This is a genomic window from Nonomuraea sp. NPDC000554, from assembly GCF_040300065.1.
Classification (GTDB): Bacteria; Actinomycetota; Actinomycetes; order Streptosporangiales; family Streptosporangiaceae; genus Nonomuraea.
Genome location: NZ_JBEPDC010000017.1, coordinates 43,058 through 66,316 on the forward strand (window position 1 = coordinate 43,058; position 23,259 = coordinate 66,316).

Consider the following 23,259-nt stretch of genomic DNA (forward strand, 5'->3'; position numbering starts at 1 on the left):
GGGTGGGCGAGCTGGTCGACTCCCTTCCGGTCTGGAACAGGCCTGCGACCGGTGAGTGTTTCGTGAATTTCGAACGAGTACTGGCACCGCACAATGAACGGTAAGCGAACGACACGGTTCCTGGAGGCTCTCGCGAGTCGAGCACTCGTCAACTCAGCCCTGTACGCGATCAGGTTCGCGGGAGCCGCCACGGCCCTCTGGGGCATCGCCTATGCGATCAACGGCGCCACCCAGGCGGGGCGGATACATCACCGTGCAGGCCACGCCCACCCCGGAGGTCGCTGACCATTGGCGGCTGAGCGGAGTGAGACTCCCCGCCGACGTCGCGCTCCTCCATCAGGGAGAGGTGCCGCTGGACATATGGGGATCCACTGTCGCCGAACAGGTGCTCTCTCACGCAGACGTCTTATTGGGCGGCCTGCGCGCGGGCGCCGCCGCTTGGCTGCTCCATGCCCTGCTGAACTCCATCGCAGAAGGACGACCTTTCGACAGGCGCAATCCCGTTCGGACTGTCTGGCTCGCCACTCTGGCGATCGTCTCCAGCCTCGGCTCGTAGCTGCCGGCCTTCGCCGGAGCGGCTGTACTTGATCGGGCGGGACTTGCCGGCGAGTTCCTTCCGTCCTTCAGCGTGTCGTGGGCGCCGCTGGCGGGTGGAGGGCTGTTGCTCGCGTTGGCCCTGGCGTTGCACGCAGGAGCCCGGACACCCATCGCGGCAGGACAAGCGTCACAATCCGCTCCATGGACCGGCTCCCAGGCGATCGCTCCACAGTAGGATGCGGAAATCGTTCGCTCGCTGCGCCGTCACGAGCAGACCGAGCGGCAGCGACTGGGCGACGCCTGGCGGGAAACGGGCCCGATCTTCACGCAAGTGGACGGATCTCCACTTCGGCCGGACTACCTCACCGTCCGGTTCCGTAACCTCGTGCACGCGAGCGGTCTGCCCCCGATCCGATTGCACGACCTGCGCCACGGCACCGCCGGCCTCTGCGCCTGCTGAAAATCACGTCCATGCACGTCAGGCAGACCATGCATCGCATCCGAGGTCCGCTGCGAGCCATCCTGCCTGTGGACGCAAATGACCAGGCGATGGCTGCTCGGTGGTTGCTCGCACACGTTCGATCCGCCGTAAAGTTCGAGTTCACCACGCAAGCCTGGCCCCCGACAGCCGCGCCGAGATGGGGACAAATAGCACATAGTGCCGATGGTCAAGAACGCATGGTTGCTCGGTGGTTGCTCGCGTGTACGCGATACAGCACGGCACACGTCGGCACAGACCGACACGACGACGGGGATAATCCCAGCCACGACAATACAAAACAGCACTCCGTGACACTGAGCAACATCAACCGAGGATTCTCATAATCCGTGGGTCGTGGGTTCAAGTCCCACCCGCCCTACTTCTCCGGAACAGCAGAAACCCCCGCTTGACCTGCAGCGTTGCGCAGAGGCGGGGGTTCTTCGTGTCCGGCTGTCTACGGCTCTCGCCGAGCGTTTGCGGGTACCTGTGCCAAATACGTGCGCAAGTTCTGGAGGGCTTGTCGATCACTCGTCGTGGAGTGCGTCCGAGATCCGGCGCTTGGCGGCCTCATCCTGGCTGACGATGCACCTGGCGCAGATCTTGAGCAGGACATCCACGCTGCGGCCGGCCCATTCGGCTACCTGCGTGGCCCGGCACGCCGACGCTAGCGTGAACGGCGCAGACAAGCCGGCCGCTGAAAGTGAGCCCAGCTGACCACGTCTTGGCACCCACGCACACAGCCCCTGCCGCGCCAAAGATGGCCCGCCTTGGTGACGTAACAATGCCGGGCACTGGGCTGATGGTCCTACATGGGTAAGGTGGACAAGCCCGGCCAGGACCGGCCGGCGGAGAAGCCGCAGGATCCGGCGGTCATGCCGGGGTTGCGCCTGATGGGTATCGGCAGGGCGCTCGCGCTGGTGTCCGGGGCCGCGATTGTACTGCTGACCGTGCTGATCATCGGCGGACTAGTGTTGCTGGGCGTCCAAGGCTTGAAGCCGGAAGCGCAGGTCAGCGCTGCGACACTGTTCGACCTGTTGAAGATCGCGTTTGCGGTGGTGGCCGGGCTCGGCGGGCTGGTCGCCTTGGTGGTGGCCTATCGGCGGCAGAAGGTCGCCGAAGCCGCCCAGCAGGTGAGCGAACGCGCCGAGGACCGCGCTCATAGGGCCGAGCAACGGGAGGCTACCAAGCTCCATAGCGACCGCTTCACCTCCGCAGCCGGGCAGCTAGGCCATGAGTCTCCTGCCGTGCGGCTGGCTGGCGTGCACGCGCTGGCGGGACTGGCTGACGACGCACCCACCCGCGAACTGCGCCAGACCTGTATCGACGTGCTGTGTGCGTACCTGCGCCTGCCGTACACCGCTGATCCTGGTGAGGACGCATCCGAGGCCGATTGGCTGGCCTTCGCAGGGCTGAGGGAGGTTCGACACACGATCATTCGGCTGATCAGCGCTCATCTGCGCGAGAACGCCCCGGTCTCCTGGCAAGGTCATGATCTGGACTTCACTGGCGTCGTCTTCGACGGCGGCGACTTCTCCGGCGCGGTCTTCTCCGGCGGCACAGCGTCTTTCGCACGCACGGTCTTCTCCGACGGAGAGGTCTCCTTCCACAACGCAGCCTTTACCGGCGGCAAGTTCTCATTCGACCAAGTTGCCTTCACGGGCGGCCAGGTCTCCTTCGACAACGTAGCCTTTCCCGACGGAGAGGTCTCCTTTGGCAATGCGATCTTCAGCGGCGGCAACGTGTCTTTTCTCGGCACGAGGTTTTCCGGGGGCAGAGTGTCCTTCGACGAGGCGACCTTTTCCGGCGGCAAGGTGTCTTTCCTCGCGACGAAGTTTTCCGGGGGCAGAGTGTCCTTCTACACCGCCACCTTCACCGGCGGCGAGGTGTCCTTCTACTATGTGGTCTTCTCGGACGGCAAGGTGGGCTTCGACGAGGCGACCTTCTCCGGCGGCAAGGTGACCTTCGAATTAGCGCAGTTCTCCGGCGGCAGGGTGGGCTTCGACGATGCAGTCTTCTCTGGCGGCGAGGTCTCCTTTGTCCGCCCAAGAGAGTGGGAGACGCCGCCGACGGGGCTGCCGGTGCCCGCGCCGCCGGGTCTGCTGCTGCCAGATGGGCAGGGCGAGGCGACCGACGCCGCGCCGAATCCAGCACCACGCGACACCTCCACATGACCGCCGAGACGGAAGGGTCGAGAAGACGTAGGGAGAACGGCAGTCTCACACGACCCCCGATTGAGGGCGGCAATCCCCACACGCACGCCCGGGATCGCAGCGCCCCGACTAGGAGAAACCTTGATCCCCCGACACATCCAGACATGGCCCGACACACCAGGCCACAGACTCATAATCCGTGGGTTCAAGTCCCACCCGCCCTACTTCTCCGGAACAGCCGAAACCCCCGCCTGACCTGTACCTATGCGCAGGGGCGGGGGTTCTTCGTGTCCGGCTGTCTACGACTCTCGCCGAGCGTTTGCGGGTACCTGTGCCAAATACGTGCGCACGTTCGTGGCGGCCTGGCGATCACTCATCGCGGAGTGCGTCAGCGATGCGGCGCTTGGCGGCCTCATCTTGGCCAACGATGCACTTGGCGTAGATCCTGAGGAGGACATCCACGCTGTGACCTGCCCACTCCGCTACCTGCGTGGCCGGTACGCCTTGTCCGGTGCCAAATCTCGCTCATAGCGCTGGCCTGCGGTTTCGCGTGTCGTCAAGCTGCTCTGCGATACTCATGGATCAGACCGCAGACGGCGCTTCGCCGCTGTATTCGAGCTGTGAGATCGACATCTTCGGCCGGATCATGCATGGGTTGACGTAGTGACAGCGCCTGATGCGGCCGGTGTTGGTTGTAGTGGCGCTCATACTCGGCCAAGACCTGTCGCAAGTGCCGCTCACCATGCACCAGCATGTGATCGAGACATTCGCGCCGGAGCGTACCGACGAACCGCTCGGCGAACGCGTTCGCCCGCGGCGAGCGCGGCGGCGTCTTGAGGACACGTACGCCCGCCCCAGCGAGCACCCCGTCAAATCCTCCGCCGAACTTGCCATCCCTGTCCCGGATCAAGAATCGGAACCCGGCCGCTCGCTCCCCCAGTTCCATCAGCAGATTGCGCGCCTGCTGCGCCGTCCAGACACCGGTCGGATGAGCTGTGACACCAAGGATATGCAGGCGCCGCGTTTCGATCTCCATGACAAACAGCACGTACAAGCGTTTGAGAAACATCGTATCGACGTGGAGAAAGTCGCACGCCAGGATGCCGGAGGCTTGGGTGACGAGGAACTGGCGCCAAGTCGGTGGAGCTCGACGCGGCGCGGGCCCAAGCCCCACCACCGCCAGGACTCTGCGGCCCGTCCCCTCCCCCACCCGATACCCAAGACCAAGAAGCTCGCCCCTGATGCGCCGATGCCCCCAGCGTGGATTCTCCCGCGCCAGCCGGGCGATCAGATCACGGATCTCCTCAGAGACGGGCGGCCGACCCTGCTTGGCGGGGTAGGTCCACTTCTTCTTGACCAGCCTGCGGTGCCAGGCGAGCAGCGTGCCGGGCGTCACTATGCGATGCAGTCGGAGACGAGCAGGTAACAGCCTGGCCAGCGCGGCCAGCAGCGCTCGATCGGCCCAGTCCGGCCTGGGCTGGACGACCTGGCGACGCAGCACCGCGACCTCATGCCGCAACACCAAGATCTCCACCTCTTTGGCAGCGCTGCCCCAAGTGAGCAGCACCAGCCAGCCGAACATCCTGACCACCAGCAGATACAGAAGCCGAAACAACACGAGAGACGAGCCTAGAAGACCAGGTCAGGCCCCTCAGCTCCAGCTTCTGGCACCGGACAAGCCCATGCGGGCGTCGCTGAGCGACCGGTACGGGCGAGAGCCGGCAGTATCTTCAACGCCATCCTCTACCAGGGCCGGACCGGCTGCCAGCGGGACTTCCTGCCCCACGACCTGCTGCGCCGGCAGGTACGGGAGAGGCGGGGAGGACCAGCCGACCCGAGCCTGGTGGTGCCGGACACGCAGAGCGTGCACGCTGCGGCCGGGGTACCGTCAGACACGACGGGCAAGGACGCGGCCGCACCGCCAAGATCTCCACCTGCCTCGAACGGGTCACTCATTGACCACCGGTTCGAGCTTGCTCCAAGTCTTCTCGCCCGCATCCTGAACCAGCAGGGGCATGTACGGCCGCTTCTCATCCACCTTGTCCCAGCGGACGGCGGCCTTGGCGCCGGTGTTCATCTCCACGTCGTCCGTGGTAAACCGGATCTCGTCCTTCTTGTCCTGGTAGATGACCTCGATGCCATAGGCTGCGCTGTCGCCCTTGACCTTGCTGGTGTCCAGGACGAAGCGTCCGAAGCGCTTGCCGTCCAGGGGAAGTTCGGCGCTCATCGTGCTACCGGCGACGTCGGCGGAGTTGGAGACGTTGAAGGTGAGGTACTTGTCGTCGGAGATGCTGGCGCCGAAGTGGACGACGGGGGAGACCGTGTCGCTGGCGGTGTAGCTGAATCTGCTCATGTCGGCACTGACGTCGAAGATGTCCTTGGCTCCCTTGCGGAGCTGGATCTGCTCCGCGGCGACGTCGAAGGCGTCGTAGATGATGCCCACCTGGACGTCCTTCACGTTCTTGGTCAGGTGGCCACCGTCCAGGGTGATGGTGACGTGCTTGTCTCCGGGAATGGTGTACTCGGGTTCGGGGTCGTCGCCGGGTTTGCCGCCCTTGGGCTTGCTGACTGCGGCGCCGGGGATCTCGTTCACCAGTTTGCCGTCGATGTAGCCGGTTCTGTGGCCGGCGTCGTCGGTCAGGAGTAGGTGCGGGTGGTTGGCGGCGTCGCCGTCCAGGTAGACGAGCTTGGTGTCGGCGGCCGGTCCGCCCTTGGCGGAGCCCTTGCCGCTCTGCTCGCCGTCGTCGTTCCTGCCGCAGAAGGAGCACGGCTGGGTCTCGGTGACGGCCTCGACAGGGGTCAGTTCCAGGGTGCCGGTTTCGGCGTCGCCCTCATAGAGGTCGACGGGTTCGCCGGGTTTGGTGGTGGTTTTGTACTCCCAGGTGTCGCGCGTCAGATCAACCCTGACCTTCTGCGTGACGCCCGGGTAGTTGTTGTCGTACACCAGGATGTTGACCTGCCCGTCGCCGGCCTTCTCGATCGCGTAAGGCGTGATCTCGTGGCCGCCGGAGCCGTCGCGTTTGTAGAAGCCGAGCGACATGCCCTCCTTCTCCTCGGCGAACCAGGCTTGGATGAGGCGGTCGACGATCTGGCTCGGCGTTCCTTTGATCATTTGCTGTTTCACGCCGGTGCCGTACTGGGCGGCGAAGTTCTGGGCGATGACGCTCTGGAGGGGCTGGTTGTCCTCCTTCGCCAGTTCCGGGGTGGTGTCGGCGCCGTAGTCCGAGGCGTTGAGTGTCTGTTGCCACATCTGAAGGCTGGCCAGCGACATGCCGTAGCAATGGCCGCCGTCCATGGACTTGTTGGTGTGCTCCATCCACGCCTCGGCCTGCGGGATGAGCTCGCAGGACTCGGTTTCCGCGTCGATGCAGACGGCGTCGCCGAACAGGTTGTGGACCTCCTGGGAGGTCAGGTTGGTCTCGTCCCCGCCGCCGTAGTTCTCGAACCCGAAACCGTCGTTCTCAGGTCGGAAGCCGCTGTCGGCGATGAGCTTCCCCGTGGGGGCATCGTCGATGGCCGTTCCGTGGATCAGCTTTCCTTTGCCGCCGCTGTCCTCGGTGTCCGAACACGCGGTCGCTGTGAGCATCACGGCGACCGTCAGGGCCGCCAGGGTTCTCGAGGGCATGAGCTGACGGTGGCGGGCTCGCATTGACGATCCATAACCGGTCGGTTGACAGCGGAACTGCTTGAAGGATCACGGGGCCGGTCATTCAGCAGGCGCCGGGGTGTGTGGAGCGAGTAGGTGGTCGACCAGCGTGTTGACGTAGTCAGGAGTGAGCGTGCGCCTGCCGAAAACTCCGTCCACGCAGTTCAATCGGCATGTGAGTACTCGTGGAGAACCCCTCCGAGCCGATCTCGCCGGTGGATGTTCAGGTCGATGATCAGCTTCGGATCGGTGGTTGGATCTGGGACGGTACGCAGTGGTGCCGCTTGAGCCCGGGTCTGGTGGGCTCGGTGCTCGTTGTAGAACCGTTCATACTCGCGGGGCGTGCCGCAGGTGACGTTCGTTCCAGATCAGGCAGCGGTCCAGCAATTCGCGGCGGCACGACTGCATCCATCGCTCCATGACTGCGTTCATGCGCGGCATCCGGATCCCGGTGAGCGCGGTCTGATTGCCGCCTGTGCGGTGCCAAAATGGCGAATATTGTTGCTGAGCTGGGGGTTCGTGGGGCGATCAGGCTGCTCTACGGTACTCGCTGATCAGTCCAGTGACGGTCCTTCGACGGTGGATCTGGGCCGTCATGTCGATCGCCTCGCTGGGATCGCGCAACGGCGGGCGGAGCGAACGGCCTTGATGCGGGCGATGATGGTTGAAATGGCCTTCATACTCGGCCGAGACCGTACGCAGGTGCCGGAGGCCGTAGATGAGCAGGTGATCGAGGCACTCACGGCGTAGCGTTCCCACGAACCGCTCCGCGAACGCATTCGCCCGTGGCGACCGGACAGGCGTCTTGATGACCCGCACACCACTGGCGGCGAGCACCTCATCGAAGGAACGGGAGAACTTGCCATCACGGTCGCGAATGAGAAACCTGAAGGCGCGGGCGCGTTCACCCAGGTCCATCAACAGGTTCCGGACCTGCTGGGTGGTCCATGCACCGGTCGGGTTGGAGGTGACGCCCAGTATGCGCACGCGGCGTGTCTCGATTTCCATGACCTCATGACGCAGCACCAAGATCTCCACCTCCTTGGAGGCGTCGCCCCGCGCGAGAAGCGTCAACCAGCCGAACACCCTGACCACCAGCAGATACAGAAGTCGAAACAGCACGAGAACCAAGCCTAGAAGTCCAGGTCAGACCGCCTGCATCAGTTCTGGCACCGGACAGGGCAACTACGAGTTACGCGAGATCGTCAACGCGATCCGCTACCAGGGACGAACCGGCGTCCAATGGGACTATCTCCCACACGACCTGCCACCCAAGAGCGCGACGTACTACTACTTCGGCAAGTGGCGCGACGACGGCACCGACAAAACGATCCACGACCTGCTGCGCTGGCATCTGCGCGAGAAGAAGAAACGATTAGCCGACCCCAATCTGGTCGCGCTGGACACCCAGAGCGTCCACGTCGCGGCAGGGGTCCCCGCCTCCACGACCGGCAAGGACGCCGCGAAGCGAGTAGCGGGGAGAAAACGGGGCTTGGCGGTAGACGTGCTGGGGCTGGTCATCGCTGTGGTCATGTTGGCCGCCTCGGCCCACGAGAATGTCGCCGGGATCGCCCTGCTGGACCGGGTCGCCGCCAGCACCGAGGGCACAGCGACCAAGGCGCTGGTCGACCAGGGGTTCAAGAACACGGTCGTCGCGCATGGCTCCGGTCTGGGGATCGACGTGGAGATTGTCGAGCGTAACCCCACCGACAAGGGGTTCGTCCCCCAGCCCAAGAGATGGGTCGTCGAGCAGACGTACGGCATCTTGATGTTCCACCGGCGTCTGGTCCGCGACTACGAGCACCTTCCGGCCAGTTCCGAATCACGGGCGTATTGGGCGATGACGGACGTGATGTCCCGCCGCCTGATCCGTGGCACGGCCCCCGCGTGGCGGTGGACATGACCGGGCCCGACGCTCGCCAGTCCGACCCCGGCACCTGGCTCCTGGCTCCTGGCTCCTGGACCGAATCGACGCCCGCGAGCACGCTTTGACCTGCCAGATCGAGCAGACCCAGGCGGAGATCGACACTCTGACCGCGCGTCTGGGCGAACTCAGCGAGGCGATCGAGCACCTGCGGATCAGCCGCAAGACCCTCATCTCCCTTGCTGAAGAGGACCCTGCCCCCGCCGAGCCGGCCGCAACTCCTCCCGTGATCCCCGATCACCTCGCCTACCAGCAGATCCTCACCGTATTCGGCGAGGTCGGCGGCTCTCTGCGCGCCCGCGACCTGGCCATGGCCATGGACCTGCCGCTGACGCAGAACGCCATCCAGAACGTCCGCGGCAAGCTCAAACGCCTGGCCAGCCGCGGCATCCTCGTTGAGACCGAGCCGGGATTGTTCTCCCAACCGCGCCGATAGCCCGAACGGTGACCTTCCGACCTATCCCAATCTCAACGACGAAAGGGGCATCAGCTCGCAGAACGCACTCTCAAAGACCTCAACCCAGGGCGGAAACAACAAGCCGGCTGGGTCACGCGCATGGCTTCCCGCCGCCGCAAGATCCTCGTCGTCTGCCGCGCATGCCATGAGGACATCCACGCTGGACGTCCCACACGCACACCACGATGAGCGCTGGAGAGCCAGTTGCTACGGAAAGCGGGCACGGCTGGGTCGGAGGGGGCCGTCGGAAAAGGACCAGGTCAACTGGCACCTCGTCGGCGGCCTACCCTACGGCACGGCGGGTTCGGGAGGGGCCATCCGGAAAAGGACCAGTACGCTGGCACCTCGCCGGACGGCCCACCTCGCTGGATCAGATACTCGCGAAGCACCAGGGCCAGATGGCGTTCGCCGACGATCAGGATCCGGTCCAGGAGCTCACGGCGCAGAGTGCCGATGACCCGCTCACAGATAGCGTTCATCCTCGGCGTCCGCGGCAGTAGGGTGATGGCCCGCAACCCTTCAGATTCGAAGACCTCCCGAAAGGCAGAGGTGAAGAGCGGATTCCGATCGTGGATCACGAACCGTAGCCCGGAGATGCGGTCACCCAGGTTCATGAGCAGGTTGCGGGCCTGCTGCACCGTCCATGCCCCGGTCGGGTGCGCGGTCACTCCGGCCAGGTGCAGTCGCCGGGTGCCGTGCTCGATGAAGACCAGCACATACAGCCGTTTGAGCAGCACGGTTTCGACTACGAGGAAGTCGCAGGCGGTGATCGCGTGGGCTTGCGCTGTCAGGAACTGCCGCCAGGTCGGTCCCCGCCCGGCGAGGCGCCGAATCGATACCGGCGGCGTGCAGGATCTCCCACACCGTGGAGGCCGCTATCGAGTAGCCCAAGCGCGCCAACTCGCCCTGGATTCTCCGGTGTCCCCAGGTCGGGTTCTCCCGCGCCATCCGAATGATCAGTGCCTTGACCGGCCAGCGAGTGCAAGGGCGTCCCGGGCGCCGTCTGTCAGTGAAGGTCCACTTACGCCTCACAAGGGTGCCCAGCGTAAGATCGTCGCCGGAGTGACCGGGAACGCCTCCGCCCACCGGCAGCGGCGGATCAGTCGGGACAACGCCGCGAACCAGAGCCGGTCGGCGTGACCCCACCGCGGTCGACCGCCGAGCTGCCAGCGGAGCACCTGGTTCTCGTGACGGAGCACCAGCAACTCAACATCCTTGGACAGCTCAGAGCGGATCAGCACGGTCGGCAGGCCGAACAAGCCCCCACCAACCGGTAAGCCAGCGACAGCACCTCGAGATGGTCGCAGCCACCGCCCAGATCACAGTACGAAACCGGGTTTCCGAGCGGGACACGGTGCACGGTGTGCCAGGCGATCTCGCGGTCGGGGCCGGAGTTCACCGACCATGACGGGGCCGTCCCGTACGGCTGGATCGCGCTCTGCACCTGCTCACTCCGGGCTCGTCCAGCGGCCAGGCGGCGCGAATCATTGTGGCCGGACGCCTCGAGGGCTACCATTGCCTTATATGAGAGAAACCTATTACTTAAGAATGGAGTTTCATCGTGTTCATTGCTGCGGCGACGGACAGCGTCTCCATCGTTCCGAGCTGGGCTCGCACAGCAGCGGCGGAGATTCACCGCCTGGGGGAGGTGCCGGCCGCCAATGTCGGCGATGCGCTGCAGCGGATGACCGTCATGGACGGCGGCATCCGGCTGTTCACCGGGCGCGCCGCGCTACTGGGAAACGCCCTCACGGTGGACGTGCGGTCGGGTGACAACCTGGCCGTTCACCGGGCGCTCGACGAAGCCCGGCCGGGCGACGTCCTGGTGGTCAACGGGCACGGGGACATGACCCGCGCACTGATCGGCGACCTCATCGGCGAGATCATGGTGAATGCCGGAGTCACCGGCGCAGTGGTCGACGGTGCCGTCCGCGATGTCCAGGCGCTGTCTGAGATGGGCCTGGCCGTCTACGCGCGGGCGATCACCCCCGCCGGACCCTTCAAGCACGGACCCGGCGCCATCGGTGCCCCGGTGGCAGTCGGCGGCGTGGTGGTGGCGGCAGGTGACGTGCTCGTCGGTGACGCCGACGGCGTCGTCGTCATCCCACGGCATCGCGTGAAGGAGGTCATGGACGCGGTCGACGGGATCGTCGAGAAGGAGGCGGCGCTTCGGCAGCGCATCCTCACCGCGCGCTCCGACCATACGGCGGTGGCCCGATGACCGCCATGCTGCCCGCGTTCCGGATTGGGGAACTGCGCCGCTGCTCGAGGCGCCCGGCCCTCGCCCCGGCCCCGTCGGGGGCCATCTCCCTCGCCATGGGTGAGCCGGACTTCCCGACGCCGCCGCCGGTGATCGAGGCCGCCGTGGCCGCCTTGCGCGAGGGGAACACCCACTACGCCGACCAGAAAGGCCTGCGGGAGCTGCGCGCCGCGCTCGCGTCGAGGTTGCCGCCGCACCCCGGCCGGACCTGGACCGCGGACGACGTCGTGGTCACCCACGGCGCCACCGCAGCGCTGGCGGCCGTCGTGCTTGCGATGGTCGGCCCCGGCGACCGCGTGGTCATCCCGGAGCCCGCCTACTCGCTGTACGCCGACCTGGTCGTCCTCGCCGGGGGCACCGTGAACTTCGTCCCGCTCGCCCCGGACCTGCATTGGGACCTCGACGCGTTGGCCGCCGCGCTTCCCGGAGCGGCGATGATGATCTTCTCGAACCCGTCGAACCCAACCGGTATCGTGCACCGCGAGCAGGAGCTCGAGGCCCTCGGGGAGCTCCTCGACGGCTCCGACGTCCTGGTCGTCAGCGATGAGGCGTACCACCGGCTGGTCTACCCGGGACATGAGTTGACCTCGGCGCTGGAGATCGAATCGCTGCGAGACCGGACGGTGTACGTGCAGACGTTCTCCAAGACGTACGCGATGACCGGCTGGCGGGTGGGGTACCTGACCGGGCCGCGGGAGGTGGTGGATGCGGCGGCTCACGCGCACCGGACCTACAACGGCTCGTTGAACACGTCGGTCCAACACGCGGCCCTTGCCGCCCTCGATCTGCCGGACAGCGTCGTCGATGCCATGGTCGACAGGTACCGGCAGCGTCGCGGGCTCGTGGTTGCGCAACTGTCCGGCATCCCCGGCCTGCATCTGGTTCCGCCGGAGGGAGCGTTCTACGGGTTCCTCCGCTACGACGCCGACCTGAAGTCCGAGACGGTCGCCCGCGAGCTCGCCGAGCGGGGGGTGATGGTCCGTGCCGGCGCCGAGTACGGACCCTCGGGCGAGGGGCACGTCCGGATCTCGTTCGCGGCTTCCGAGGACGACCTGCGGACCGGGCTGGCCCGCATCGTTCGTTACTTCGGCCTTGCGAGACCCTGACGGGGCCGGGTGTGCGCACTGCGTACCGCGAACGTCCGGGCAGTCGGCGCCTCGCTCGGAGGCGATACCCTTTGCCTGCACTTCGATGAGGCGGAGGAGGCTCATGGCCGACCAGCAGGCCACCCCACATGGGGGGCGCAAGCTGCGCAGTGACACCCTCCGCAACCGCCGGCGCCTCCTCAAGGCCGTCGGCGAGCTCGCCCGGGAGGCGCCCGACCAGCTCACCATGCAGGCGGTCGCGTCCCGCGCGGAGATCGGCCCGGCCACCGCCTACCGCTACTACTCCTCGATGGATGACGTGCTCGCGGCCTATGTGCTCAGTGTCGTCGAGGAGCTCCGCGATTTCAGCGCAGCATCGACCGCGCAAGGGCGACCGCTGTTCGATGCCATCGTGGACAAATGGGTGGACCTGCTCGCCGAGCACGGCCCGGCGTTGGTGCGGCTTCGATCCCCGCGGGGTTACCTGGAGCGGCTCAACAGCGAGGACGCGATCATAGCCACCGTCCGGGATGCATGGAGCGGGCCAGTGCTGGGGCTGCTCGACGACCTCGGCCTCCCAGACGAGATGATCGAGCACGCCCTGTTCCTCTGCAACATGATGTTCGATCCGCGGGAGATCCAGGACCTTCTCCAGGAGACGGACCTGTCCCGCCGGGAGGTCATCACCCGGCTGACCGAAGCCTACTGCGGCTCGTTGCACGGGTGGTCGCGGGCAGGCTGATCGCCCCGCCCGCACCCGCCAGCGGGAGCCGGCGTTCGCGCGGCGGCATTTGTCGGCGCCGCCACCGCACCCGTCCTCGCACACTCCCCCGTGTCAGCACGAGGAGATCGCGAGAGGGCGGGACAGGAGGCTACGCAACGGCAAGCGGCAGAGCCGACGTGCTCTTCGCCATGTTCCGCGACGGCACCTCCTGTCAACCTCGGCCCATCCAGACCCGGCCAAAACGGATAGAGGTACTCCTCTTGCATGAACGGGGTTGGATATTATGTAATAAACTTATCTCAAATAGTACGGTCATCCCACAAACGACGGCGACAAGGAGGTCAACGGTGGCAACGCAACAGGTGGGGCGCGCACCTGCCGAATCGACCGGTTCCACTGTTCGAGTGGGTGAGCTCGAAGTCGGGTTCATCGATGGTGGGGGTGGTGTGCCGCTCGTGCTCGTTCATGGCGGCGAAAGCGACCGCACCCAGTTCGCAACGCTTCGCGCTCGACTCGGCGCAGGGATTCGGGCGATCTCCTACGATCAACGCGATTCGGGGATCACCGTGAACCCACCGGCTCCCTACACGTTGGAAGTCCTCGCCGATGACCTCGTCGCCTTGCTGGATGCGTTGGAGCTTCAGAGTGCGCACCTGTTGGGCACCTCCTTCGGCGGCGCCGTTGCTCAGCACGCCGCGCTCCGGCATCCCGAACGGGTCGCATCCCTCATCCTGGTCGCCACCACGCCGAGTTTCGCGATGGGCAGTGAGGCAGTCGACGAGCTCCTGAACATGTCGCACGACGACCGGCGGACGGCGGCCGCGGATTTCTTCTTCACCCCCGAAGGCCAGGCCGAACTGCACGCCCGGCCCCAGACGCTCACGGCCCGTAATCCCGAGCAGAGCGCCCGCCGCCACGACGCCGCCCGACAGCACGAGGTCCGGGACCGCCTCGGGGAGATCGCCGTACCCACCCTGATCGTGCACGGCACGGCGGACCGGCTGGCGCCCTACGCCGGCGCCGTCTTGATGGAGCAGCGGATTCCGAACGCCGAACTGCGTTCGATCGAGGGCGGGCGACACGCGATCGCGGTGGAGTTCGCGGACACGATCGCCCGCTGCGTGCGCGAGTTTCTCGGGGTGAACGCAGCATGAGCGGCACGGCGCACATCCATCGGCACGACGTCAGGTACGTGCGGCAGGGGTGTACGTACCCGACGTCGTGCTGGCCTGGTCGCTCTTCACCCTCGCGACTGTCGCGACGTCCGTGTCGGCGCGCAATCAGCGGGGCGCGCCCGCGACCAATGCGGCTCCGCAGTCATGACTGACGCCGGCCGCGAGGTCGCGAACCGGATGGCCGAGGCAGCCCAGGCGTGGCTGGACTCCCTGGACGCGGACCAGCGCGCGGTGGCGGTCGGCCCGGCGCCGGGCACTGATGGCGCGGCCGAGGCCGAACGCACCCGCTGGTTCTACACGCCCACCGATCACGGAGGCCTGACCTTCCACCAGCAGCGCCCCGCCCAGCACCGGTTGGTGATGCGGCTGGTCGCGAGCGGACTGTCCGAAGCCGGCTACACCACCGTCGCCACCGTGCTCGGCCTGGAGAACGTACTCGACCGTACCGAGGGCTTCTCGGTGAACTGGGGGCGGGAACGTACCCGCGACCCCGGCATGTACTACATGCGGGTCTTCGGTGAGCCCGGCGGACGGCGGCCGTGGGGATGGCGGTTCGGCGGCCACCACGTCTCGCTCAACAACCTCGTGGTGGACGGGCGGGTTGTTGCCTCCACGCCGTGCTTCCTGGGCGCGGACCCGGCCGCGTCACCGCTGCTGGGCGGCGCGACGCTGCGTCCGCTGGGGACGGCCGAGGACCTGGCCCGCGAGCTGGTCCGTTCCCTGCGCCCCGAGTGCGCGGCCCGCGCGGTACTGCTGCCCCGCGCCCCGAACGACATCGTGGCGGGCAACAGCACCCGGATCGACGACCGCGTGGTGAAGCGCAGCGAACTCTGGCGGCCCGGCCCGCACATCCCGGACGGTGCCCAGAACCCGGCCACAGGCCTCGACGGTGCGAACCAGCGGGCGCTGGCCCTCACCCTGACGCCCAAGGGCGTGCCGGGCGCCGAACTCGACGCCGCGCAGCGGGAGATGCTGCGCGCCCTGCTCGGTACCTACCTCGACCGCGTCCCGGACGGGGTGTCCCCGCTGCCCCGCTACGACGACCCGGTGGCGCTGGACGCCGTGCACCTCGCCTGGGCCGGCTCCACCGTGGCGGGCGAGCCGCACTACTACCGCCTGCAGGGCCCGCGGCTGCTCGTGGAGTGGACCAACATCCACCGCGGCGTCAATCACGCCCACGCCGTGTGGCGGGACCCTGAGACCGACTTCGGCGGTGACGTCCTCGCTGCCCATCACGCAGCCCACCACGTGTCCTGAGAACGGGATGTGAATGGCATGGCCGGTCAACAACCGTCACCGACCGACGCTCCACTCAGAAGACGCGCCCCACGCTGCGGGGATCATTCGGCATGTTCGCGTCGACGCACTGGCCGGCTTCCGCGACGGCCCGGTCCGTACTGGAGCAGGGTGGCGACGCGTTCGACGCGGCGACGGCCTGCGCCTTCGTGCTGCCCACCGAACCCCATGTCAACGGGCCGGGCGGTTATCTCGTCGCCGTGTTCGCGACCGCGGCGGGCTCGTCTCCGCTCGTGCCGGCGGGACAGAGGCCACGCTCCTCGAGGCATTGAAGACGGCCATGGTTGGCCGGGAGGCCCTCTACGGACATCCGGCGGACGCGGCGAACGCGGCCACGACGTGACCGTCTCCGGGCCATGGAGCCAGGGCCGGCTGTCAGTCGTCACGCGTGATCCGAACAGCGGCGACCTTCAGGCGGCGGCAAACCCGCGCGGTGCTCAGGGTTACGTGGCAGGGCGATGAGCGGCGTTGCGTCCGGTACCCGCACCAAGGGCCGGCTTGTGCGACGGCGTGTGACGCCGCTGGGTCTGATGCTCGCCCTCACCTTCGCGACGGGTGTCGTCGACGCTGTCGGATACCTGCGCTTGGACGGGGTGTTCGCGGGCAACATGACCGGCAACGTGGTCATCCTCGGGATGGCGGCCACGGGCGGGACGGGGTTGCCGGTGCTAGGTCCGGTCGTGGCTCTGGTGTCCATTCTTGTTGGCGCGGCCGTGGCCGGGCGGGTGCTGCGCACCGCCGCCCCGGGCTGGCGCCGCCGGTGCACGGGTCTGCTGGGCGGCGCCGGGCTGGTCCTGGCCGCCACGGCGCTCGGCCTGGCCGTAACCGGGGCGGGCGCCCCCGGCGCCCGCGCGTTGATGGCGTCGTCGCTCGCCCTGGTGATGGGTGTGCAGGCGGCGACGGCCCGCCACCTGGGGGTGAAGGACGTCACCACCGTGGTCGTGACCTCCACGCTGACCGGCCTCGCGGCAGACTCCCGGCTGGGAGCGGCCCGCCGTCAAGGGGCACCGCGGCGAGGTGCGGCCGTCACGCTCATCATCGTCGGAGCGGCCACCGGCGCGGCGCTGTGCCAGGTGCACGAAGGTCTCGCGGTGGTGGCGGCAGCGCTCGTCGTGCTGGCCACGAGCGGCCTCGGCCACGCATTCGCCCGCTCCGCCGAATACGAAGTGGCAGCCACGACTGGATCGGCCACGTCCCCAACGAGCAGTTCCGCGACTGTGCCATCGCCGGGCTGCGCGGGCGGCCGCGCTACGCATACGGCCGACCCCTTATTCGCCCAGCAACGGAAAGGACGCTCATGACCGCGACCCTGGCCCTCCCGGTCCCCATGGGGAAGGCCGCTGTCAGGGCCCTCGGCATGCTGGCAGTCGCCAGCGGTGCCTTGGAGTCGGTGGTGGCACCGACGCTCCCGCTCCTGCAACGCGAGCTGGACATGAGTCCGGCCGAAGGGGCGCTCCTCAGCATCGTGCTCGCCGTCACCGGCGCGCTTATCACACCGCTCGCAGGCAAGTTCGGCGACCGCTACGGCGGAAAACGAGTCCTGATCCGGCTGATGGCGGTGGTCTCGGTCGGAGGCCTGGTGTCGGCCCTGGCGCCCAACCTGCCGGTGCTGCTGCTCGGTCAGATACTCCAGGGGGCCATGGTGGGTGCACTGCCCCTCTCGTTCATCGTGGTGCGCAAACACCTCCCCGCGAAGGAGTCGAAGGTGGCCATCGGGCTGGTCAGCGGGATGTTCGTGGGCGGCTCGATGGTGGGACTGCTGTCGGCCGGGCCCGCGGCTGAAGCACTCTCCCGACACTGGATGTTCGCGGTGCCGACGTTCGCGATCATCGGGTTCACCCTACTGGTGAACAGACTGATGCCGTCTGATCCGCCGGGCCGGTCGGACGACGCCGGGATCGACTGGCCCGGCCTGTTTCTCTTGAGCGGGATCCTGGTCACGCTCATGCTCGTGTTCGCGCTGGCGCCCGAGGCCGGCTCGCAGCCGCTCATGCTCGGCGCCCTCATCGTGGTTCTGGCCGCCTTCGTGACCGGATGGATAGCAGTCGAACGTCGCGCGGCCGCGCCTATGGTCGATCTGCGCATGCTGGCACGGCCCGTGATCTGGAAGTCGTGTGTGGTGACGTTCGTGGTATGCCTCGGTACCGCGATGGGGGTCTATCTCGTTCCGCAACTGCTCGGCCTGTCCGGCGACGGATACGGTTTCAGGGCCAGCCCCACCGAGATCGGCTTCATCCTCCTGCCTGGCGCCGTGGCCGCGACGCTGGCCGGACCAGCTGGTGGGATCGGGGAGCGGCGCTTCGGCTCACGCGCCGTGGTCACGACCGCGACCGTCATCATGGCCGCCGCCCTGCTCGCCCTGTCAGCCGCACACACCGAGGTCTGGCACATCGTCATCGGCAAGGCGCTGATCGCGCTTGCCAACGGCCTGTGCGTCACGGCCATGATCACCAGTATCGCCTCTTCCGTCGATGAAAGTGACACCGGTATCGCCACCAGCCTGGTCCTGGTGACTCGCGTGTTGGGCTCCGCCGTGGGCGGCATGCTCGGTGGTGCGCTCCTCGCCTCGGGGACCCCTTCCGGGTCGGATGTCCCAACTGAATCGGCCTTCGTCACCGGCTTCCTCATCGCTGGCGTCGTCGCGGTGCTGTCTCTGCCTGTCGTCCATATCATGAGCAAAGGAGTCAAGGAATGACCCACACCGATCAGCTGACGGATGTCCGTAGCACACCGAGGCGCAAGGTCCTGATATCCGGGGCCAGCATCGCGGGTCCCGCCCTCGCGTTCTGGCTGAACCGCTGCGGATACGCGGTCACGGTGGTGGAGAAGGCAGGCGCGCTTCGTAGCGGTGGTTACCCCATCGACGTGCGCGGCACCGCACTGGACGTCGTCCGGAGGATGGGGATCCTGCCACAGCTGCAGGACGCACACATCGACCTGCGCCGGCTGACCTTCCTCGACGGGAACGGCAGCGAGGTGACCTCGCTGCACCCGCATGCCGTCACCGGCGGGGTTGCGGGACGGGATCTGGAGGTGCGGCGTGGGGATCTGACCGACGCTCTCTACATGGCGGTCCGAGACGACGTGGAGTTCGTGTTCAACGACTCCATCGACACCCTCGACCAGTCCGACCACGGGGTCGACGTCACCTTCCGCGGGGGCGGCAGCCGTACGTTCGACATGGTATTCGGTGCGGACGGCATGCACTCGCGTACCCGGGAGATGCTGTTCGGTCCCGAAGAGCAGTTCCACCGGTACCTCGGCTACTGCTTCGCTGTGTTCACCATGCGCAACACCTTCGGGCTCTCCCACGAGACCGTGATGTGGAACACTCCGGGCAGGGCCGCCGCACTCTACGCTGTGGGGGACGACGAGGTGCACGCCTTCCTGAACTTCGCCCAGCCGGAACCGCCGTTCGACGCCTACCGGGACCCGGATGCCCAACGCGACCTGGTCGCCAAGGTTTTCGCCGACGCGGGATGGGAGGTCCCGGGCATGCTGGCCGCCATGCGCGACGCGGATGACGTGTTTTTCGACGGGGTCAGCCAGATCCACATGCCCCGCTGGTCCAGCGGCAGGGTCACGCTGGTGGGCGACGCCGCGTACGCGCCCTCGTTCCTCACCGGACAGGGGACCAGCCTCGCACTCGTCGGCGCGTACATGCTCGCCGGTTCCCTGGCCGACCGAGACCACGCCGCGGGCTTCGCCGTCTACGAACACGACACCCGTGAGTTCGTGACCCTGAACCAGGGGCTGGTCGACGAGGGCGGTGCCACACTCTTCCCGACCACCGCCCAGGCCCTGGAGCAGCGCAACAACAGGCTACGCAACCTCAGCTCCATACCCTTCGCGGAGGGACGACCGGCCCATTCGGCCCTCACCCTGCCCGAGTTCACGCCCATGACGTGAGCCCGGTCCGGCTATCCAGGCCCGGCCCTCCAACGGCACGATGGTCCGCTCGTCATGGTCGGGCGGGTGCTGTCGGCGGGACTGGTGCGGCCGATGACCGTTGTCATGATCGGCATACTCACCCAGCACCAACCGTGCCGTTCGTCGTAGATCAGCATCCGGTCGGTACATTCGGCCCGCAACGTACGCACCCACCCCTCGGCATAGCAGTTCGCCAGCGGCGTTCGCGGTGGCGTCTTCACCACCGCGATGCCCTCACCTGCGAAGACCTCATCGAATGCCACAGTGAACTTTGGCGTCCCGGTCACGGATGAGGAGGCGGAATGATGCCGCTCGCTCATCGAGACAGGATGCGCCGCACGGTCGCCTCACTGACTCGGTGGCCGAGCCACACCAGCTCACCGTGCACCCGTCGATGGCCCCACACTGGATTCTCTCGCGCCAGACGGACGATCAAGTCCCGGATCTCCCGGCTCGTCCTCGAACGTCCGCCACGATGCGGGTAGATCCATGCGCGTCGGAGCAGGCGACAATGCCACGCCAGCAACGTCGCCGGAGTGACCAGCCGATGAGCGCGCAGCACCGCCGGCAGCGACCGGGCCAACGCCGCGAGAACGGCCCGATCAGCCCAGTCCGGCTTCGGATGCCCAACCTGACGCCGCAACACCGCCACCTCAAGCCGCAACACCATGATCTCCACATCCTTCGACGCCTGGCTACGGCCCAGCAGCATCAGCCAGCCGAACACCCGGACCGTGAGCAGACAGAGCAGGCGAAGAGGCACACGACGTGATCTTGTCGGCGCGGGGAGGCTGGGTCAAACCCCAGCTCGATGCGGTAGCGAAGGTGTTTTGACGCGCTACAGGTGCTTCGCACGCCTTCCAACGCGCTTCGCGCGGAGAATCGGCCGTGTTCGTCGACCCTTACCGCAGGCCCGTCCGCTATTGAGAGGTGTCCCCCGCGTCCCCGAACCGCTACCCACCTGCGCAAAATGCGGTTGTCTATCTGGGACAGTCGAGGGACACGGGGCTACCGTATGTCCCTCGGAGGTGTCCTTGGTCCGACGCCCAACTCAACAGTCTGTCTGAGCGGCCGAGCCCGTTGGCCCGGATCGGGCGCTGCGCGGGGCCCCCGCCGGTTCCGCGCCCGGCGTGCCTGCGCCCACGCAGCGTCCGGTCATGACCGGCGGCTCAGAGGAGCTTCCATTCCTGATAGGGCCGGTCTTTGGAGCACCCCTGCTGCACCACGCCGACCCCGTTATTGAGATTCCCGTCCGGCACCTCCAGGCACTTGCCGCTGTTGCGGGCGACCACACTGAAGAAGCCGTTGCGCCGCTGGACGAGCCGCCATTGCTGATTGGTCTTGGCAGGGCCGCACGTCATCTGGTGCACCGTTGCCTTGTCGGCGGTGCTCCCACCCGCGACCTCCAAGCACTTGCCGCTGTGGTCGGCGCGGATGGTGTAATAGCCGTCGGCGAGGTAGCCGTCGGTGAGGTCGCTGTCGCCAACAGCGACGAAGTTCCAGGTCTGGTTATCGGGCGCGTCGTAGCACATCCACTGCTGGACGAACGCCGCGTCAAGCTGGCTCGCTGCCGCGACGTCCAGGCACTTGCCGCTGTGATTGGCCATCAGCTTCGCCCTGAACAGCGGGGCGTTCTCCGCCAGCGCGGCCGAGCCGGCGTTCAGCATCGCCCCGCTGACCGCTAGGGTGCACAGGCTGGCGGCGAACGCTCGCCTGGGTGCCTTCAAGGTGATCTCCCTCGGTTCAGGCCGCCCTTTGGGCTTGGGCAGCACACCCCAGCATTTATACAATGAGTGATCGACTACTAGCTGTAGGTAGTGATCTCCGCGCGCCTCGGTCGCTCTCGTCCACACCTGTTGGTTACACCGGGCTACGCCGATTGTGGCGTGAGCCAGCCCGAGGCCTCTATGGCAGGCCACCGTCTACGCTGACCAGCACCACTGTCCCTCTCACACTTGCTTGGCCTTTACACCGCTCCGTGGAGTACGCCCAGAGATCTGGAGGTGATCGCTGATGCGGTCATGACCTGATCGGAAGCTCGTCGTCGCCAGCCGGCGCAAGTCCGGTCCGGGTAATCGTCAGGGAGCCCGGTAGCAGGCTGGCGGCCCGGCCTGGAAACGGGCCGGGCCGAAGTCCAGCGTCGAAGGCCCTATAAGGGGAGGCGAGTGTGCGGTCCGCAGCGTCAAGCGAACTCTGCCGCGCCGTTAGTGCGCCCGCCATGTGCGGGGCAGGGGCGGCCGGCCGGAGGCGTACTGCCACCGCGCAATCCAGCAGCTTCTCAGTCGCACTGAGGCGGCGACGCGAGGCGCGGACCGCTCTCGTCGGACTCGGGGCGATCGGCGCCGACCGCGCGCAACAGCAGCTCGTGAAGGGTTGCGCGCTCCTTGGGGCTGAGCGCGTGGAGAATCGTGCCCTCAACTCTCGTGAGTCGCGCCTGAGCCGCCTTTAGTTCCGTCTCGCCACCTTCGGAGAGTTCGACGATGTGCCGTCGGCGGTCGGCCGGGTCGCGACGGCGGATTGTCAGCCCACGCTCCTCGAGTTCGTTGAGGAGTCCAACGACGTTGCTTGGATCTAGGCCGAGCATCTCCCCGAGTGCCTGCTGGCTCATGGCCCCGCGTTGGCTCAGCAGGTTGAGCGCGATGACCTGTCGGTGGCGAATACCGCCGGGCTCGGTCGACGCGTCGACGGCACGCCGCCCCATGCGCGCAAGGTGGGCAATCAGCGGCATGGACAGGCCCTCGAAGGTCGTCCGCGTGCTTTCCATTCTGCAAGCGTATCCCTGTCCAGCATGATTTGCGTTCTGCAATGATTGGTGTTCTGCAATGACTAGCGATACGCTCACGATCTGTTGATCACAACCCGGAGGTGCGGATGTCCAAGCTGAAGATCATCGTGGGAACCACTCGCCCGACCAGGGCGGCGGATCGGGTGGCGCCCTGGGTGGCGTCCGTCGCGGCCGCCCACGAAAGCTTCGATGTCGAGGTGCTGGACCTGCGGGACTGGCCGCTGCCGTTCTTCTCCGAGCACTTCGGCACCCTCGGCGATATCAACGACCCGACGTACTCCGAGCCGGTCGTGAAGGCATGGAACCGGAAGATCAAGGACGCGGATGCCTACATCGTCGTGACGGGCGAGTACAACCACAGCCTCCCGGGTGTCCTGAAGAACGCCATCGACTCGGCCTGGCAGTCCAACGCGTTCCGCAACAAGCCGGTCGCCGTCGTCGGCTACAGCGCCGGCATCGGGGGCGGGATTCGGGCGATCGAGCACCTCGCCCAGATCGTGGTGGAGACAGAGGCCGTGCCGCTTCGCAACACGGTCGTGATCCCGTTCGTCAACGACGCGTTCGATGACGCCGGCCGGCCGACGAGCCCCCTGACGAACGTGGGACTCGATGTCGTACTCGACGATCTGGCGTGGTGGTCGGTGGCACTGGAGCAAGCCCGCGCAGCCGGGGAGTTGGTGCCGGGCCGGATCCGGCTGCGCACCGCGATGCTCAACGCAGAAGCCGCCAAGGAGTCAGCGGCATGACGTCGCCACCAACGGACGTCACACCATCACCTACCGGCAGCCAGCGCCAGTCCAGCCAGAGAA

22 protein-coding genes and 1 pseudogene are annotated in these 23,259 nt (G+C 66.9%); 14 read left to right on the forward strand and 9 right to left on the reverse strand.

Translation table 11 applies throughout. The annotated features are described in order from the left end of the window. Positions 1 to 1,836: 1,836 nt before the first annotated feature. The gene (locus ABT294_RS29215) at positions 1,837 to 3,189 is read left to right on the forward strand and encodes a pentapeptide repeat-containing protein (RefSeq protein ID WP_350809494.1); all 1,353 of its coding nucleotides are present in this window, start codon (positions 1,837 to 1,839) and stop codon (positions 3,187 to 3,189) included. 535 nt (positions 3,190 to 3,724) lie between these two features. Here the strand turns inward: ABT294_RS29215 and ABT294_RS29220 are convergent. From ABT294_RS29220 to ABT294_RS29230, 3 genes are all read right to left on the reverse strand, one after another. After that, complete coding sequence (locus ABT294_RS29220) at positions 3,725 to 4,786, reverse strand: integrase core domain-containing protein (RefSeq protein WP_350809495.1); 1,062 nt, start codon at positions 4,784 to 4,786, stop codon at positions 3,725 to 3,727. A 330-nt stretch (positions 4,787 to 5,116) separates the two neighbouring features. Then, positions 5,117 to 6,793 carry a hypothetical protein gene (locus ABT294_RS29225; protein ID WP_350809496.1) on the reverse strand — a complete coding sequence of 559 codons (1,677 nt, stop codon included), beginning with the start codon at positions 6,791 to 6,793 and terminating at the stop codon, positions 5,117 to 5,119. 549 nt (positions 6,794 to 7,342) lie between these two features. Beyond that, on the reverse strand, positions 7,343 to 7,852 hold the full coding sequence (locus tag ABT294_RS29230) for an integrase core domain-containing protein (RefSeq protein ID WP_350809497.1): 510 nt from the start codon (positions 7,850 to 7,852) through the stop codon (positions 7,343 to 7,345). A gap of 4 nt (positions 7,853 to 7,856) precedes the next feature. Between ABT294_RS29230 and ABT294_RS29235 the strand changes: the two genes are divergently transcribed. The 3 genes and pseudogenes from ABT294_RS29235 to ABT294_RS29245 all read left to right on the forward strand — a co-directional run. Continuing rightward, positions 7,857 to 8,717 carry an IS5 family transposase gene (locus ABT294_RS29235; RefSeq protein ID WP_350809498.1) on the forward strand — a complete coding sequence of 287 codons (861 nt, stop codon included), beginning with the start codon at positions 7,857 to 7,859 and terminating at the stop codon, positions 8,715 to 8,717. Positions 8,718 to 8,802: 85 nt separating this feature from the next. Next, entirely contained in the window at positions 8,803 to 9,174 is a 372-nt protein-coding gene (locus tag ABT294_RS29240) for a hypothetical protein (protein ID WP_350809499.1), read from the forward strand. Between the two features lie 78 nt (positions 9,175 to 9,252). Further along, a pseudogene (locus ABT294_RS29245) lies at positions 9,253 to 9,384 on the forward strand (HNH endonuclease); the annotation flags it as partial. A 71-nt stretch (positions 9,385 to 9,455) separates the two neighbouring features. Here the strand turns inward: ABT294_RS29245 and ABT294_RS29250 are convergent. Then, the gene (locus ABT294_RS29250) at positions 9,456 to 9,932 is read right to left on the reverse strand and encodes a hypothetical protein (protein WP_350809500.1); all 477 of its coding nucleotides are present in this window, start codon (positions 9,930 to 9,932) and stop codon (positions 9,456 to 9,458) included. Between the two features lie 291 nt (positions 9,933 to 10,223). Continuing rightward, on the reverse strand, positions 10,224 to 10,454 hold the full coding sequence (locus ABT294_RS29255) for a hypothetical protein (protein WP_350809501.1): 231 nt from the start codon (positions 10,452 to 10,454) through the stop codon (positions 10,224 to 10,226). Positions 10,455 to 10,756: 302 nt separating this feature from the next. Between ABT294_RS29255 and ABT294_RS29260 the strand changes: the two genes are divergently transcribed. From ABT294_RS29260 to ABT294_RS29300, 9 genes are all read left to right on the forward strand, one after another. Further along, positions 10,757 to 11,416, forward strand: a complete 660-nt coding sequence (locus ABT294_RS29260; protein WP_350809502.1) for an RraA family protein — start codon at positions 10,757 to 10,759, stop codon at positions 11,414 to 11,416. Next, positions 11,413 to 12,561, forward strand: a complete 1,149-nt coding sequence (locus ABT294_RS29265) for a pyridoxal phosphate-dependent aminotransferase (protein ID WP_350809503.1) — start codon at positions 11,413 to 11,415, stop codon at positions 12,559 to 12,561. The genes ABT294_RS29260 and ABT294_RS29265 overlap by 4 nt, the downstream gene beginning before the upstream one ends. A 103-nt stretch (positions 12,562 to 12,664) precedes the next feature. Then, on the forward strand, positions 12,665 to 13,282 hold the full coding sequence (locus ABT294_RS29270) for a TetR/AcrR family transcriptional regulator (protein WP_350809504.1): 618 nt from the start codon (positions 12,665 to 12,667) through the stop codon (positions 13,280 to 13,282). A 329-nt stretch (positions 13,283 to 13,611) separates the two neighbouring features. Continuing rightward, positions 13,612 to 14,418 (forward strand): alpha/beta fold hydrolase, encoded by an 807-nt coding sequence (locus ABT294_RS29275; RefSeq protein WP_350809505.1) that lies wholly within the window; start codon positions 13,612 to 13,614, stop codon positions 14,416 to 14,418. Positions 14,419 to 14,583: 165 nt separating this feature from the next. Further along, the gene (locus tag ABT294_RS29280) at positions 14,584 to 15,696 is read left to right on the forward strand and encodes a DUF3500 domain-containing protein (RefSeq protein WP_350809506.1); all 1,113 of its coding nucleotides are present in this window, start codon (positions 14,584 to 14,586) and stop codon (positions 15,694 to 15,696) included. A gap of 92 nt (positions 15,697 to 15,788) precedes the next feature. After that, on the forward strand, positions 15,789 to 16,007 hold the full coding sequence (locus ABT294_RS29285; protein ID WP_502912154.1) for a gamma-glutamyltransferase: 219 nt from the start codon (positions 15,789 to 15,791) through the stop codon (positions 16,005 to 16,007). A gap of 228 nt (positions 16,008 to 16,235) precedes the next feature. Then, the gene (locus ABT294_RS29290; protein WP_350809507.1) at positions 16,236 to 17,036 is read left to right on the forward strand and encodes a YoaK family protein; all 801 of its coding nucleotides are present in this window, start codon (positions 16,236 to 16,238) and stop codon (positions 17,034 to 17,036) included. Further along, positions 17,033 to 18,430: an MFS transporter gene (locus ABT294_RS29295; RefSeq protein WP_350809508.1), complete on the forward strand. Its 1,398-nt coding sequence runs from the start codon at positions 17,033 to 17,035 to the stop codon at positions 18,428 to 18,430. Before ABT294_RS29290 ends, ABT294_RS29295 begins: the two co-directional genes overlap by 4 nt. Then, positions 18,427 to 19,644, forward strand: coding sequence for an FAD-dependent monooxygenase (locus tag ABT294_RS29300; protein WP_350809509.1), 1,218 nt, complete (start codon positions 18,427 to 18,429; stop codon positions 19,642 to 19,644). Before ABT294_RS29295 ends, ABT294_RS29300 begins: the two co-directional genes overlap by 4 nt. A gap of 11 nt (positions 19,645 to 19,655) precedes the next feature. Here ABT294_RS29300 and ABT294_RS29305 read toward each other — a convergent pair whose 3' ends face one another. The 4 genes from ABT294_RS29305 to ABT294_RS29320 all read right to left on the reverse strand — a co-directional run bounded on the left by ABT294_RS29305 (position 19,656) and on the right by ABT294_RS29320 (position 22,429). Continuing rightward, positions 19,656 to 19,985, reverse strand: a complete 330-nt coding sequence (locus ABT294_RS29305) for a hypothetical protein (protein ID WP_350809510.1) — start codon at positions 19,983 to 19,985, stop codon at positions 19,656 to 19,658. After that, a complete protein-coding gene (locus tag ABT294_RS29310; RefSeq protein ID WP_350809511.1) occupies positions 19,982 to 20,428 on the reverse strand; it encodes a hypothetical protein in 447 nt (148 codons plus the stop codon). The genes ABT294_RS29305 and ABT294_RS29310 overlap by 4 nt, the downstream gene beginning before the upstream one ends. Positions 20,429 to 20,834: 406 nt before the next feature. After that, positions 20,835 to 21,392 (reverse strand): RICIN domain-containing protein, encoded by a 558-nt coding sequence (locus ABT294_RS29315; protein WP_350809512.1) that lies wholly within the window; start codon positions 21,390 to 21,392, stop codon positions 20,835 to 20,837. 551 nt (positions 21,393 to 21,943) lie between these two features. Next, positions 21,944 to 22,429, reverse strand: coding sequence for a MarR family winged helix-turn-helix transcriptional regulator (locus tag ABT294_RS29320; protein ID WP_350809513.1), 486 nt, complete (start codon positions 22,427 to 22,429; stop codon positions 21,944 to 21,946). Between the two features lie 107 nt (positions 22,430 to 22,536). Here ABT294_RS29320 and ABT294_RS29325 point away from each other — a divergent pair, with 107 nt between their 5' ends. After that, complete coding sequence (locus ABT294_RS29325; protein ID WP_350809514.1) at positions 22,537 to 23,196, forward strand: NADPH-dependent FMN reductase; 660 nt, start codon at positions 22,537 to 22,539, stop codon at positions 23,194 to 23,196. Positions 23,197 to 23,259 lie beyond the last annotated feature (63 nt).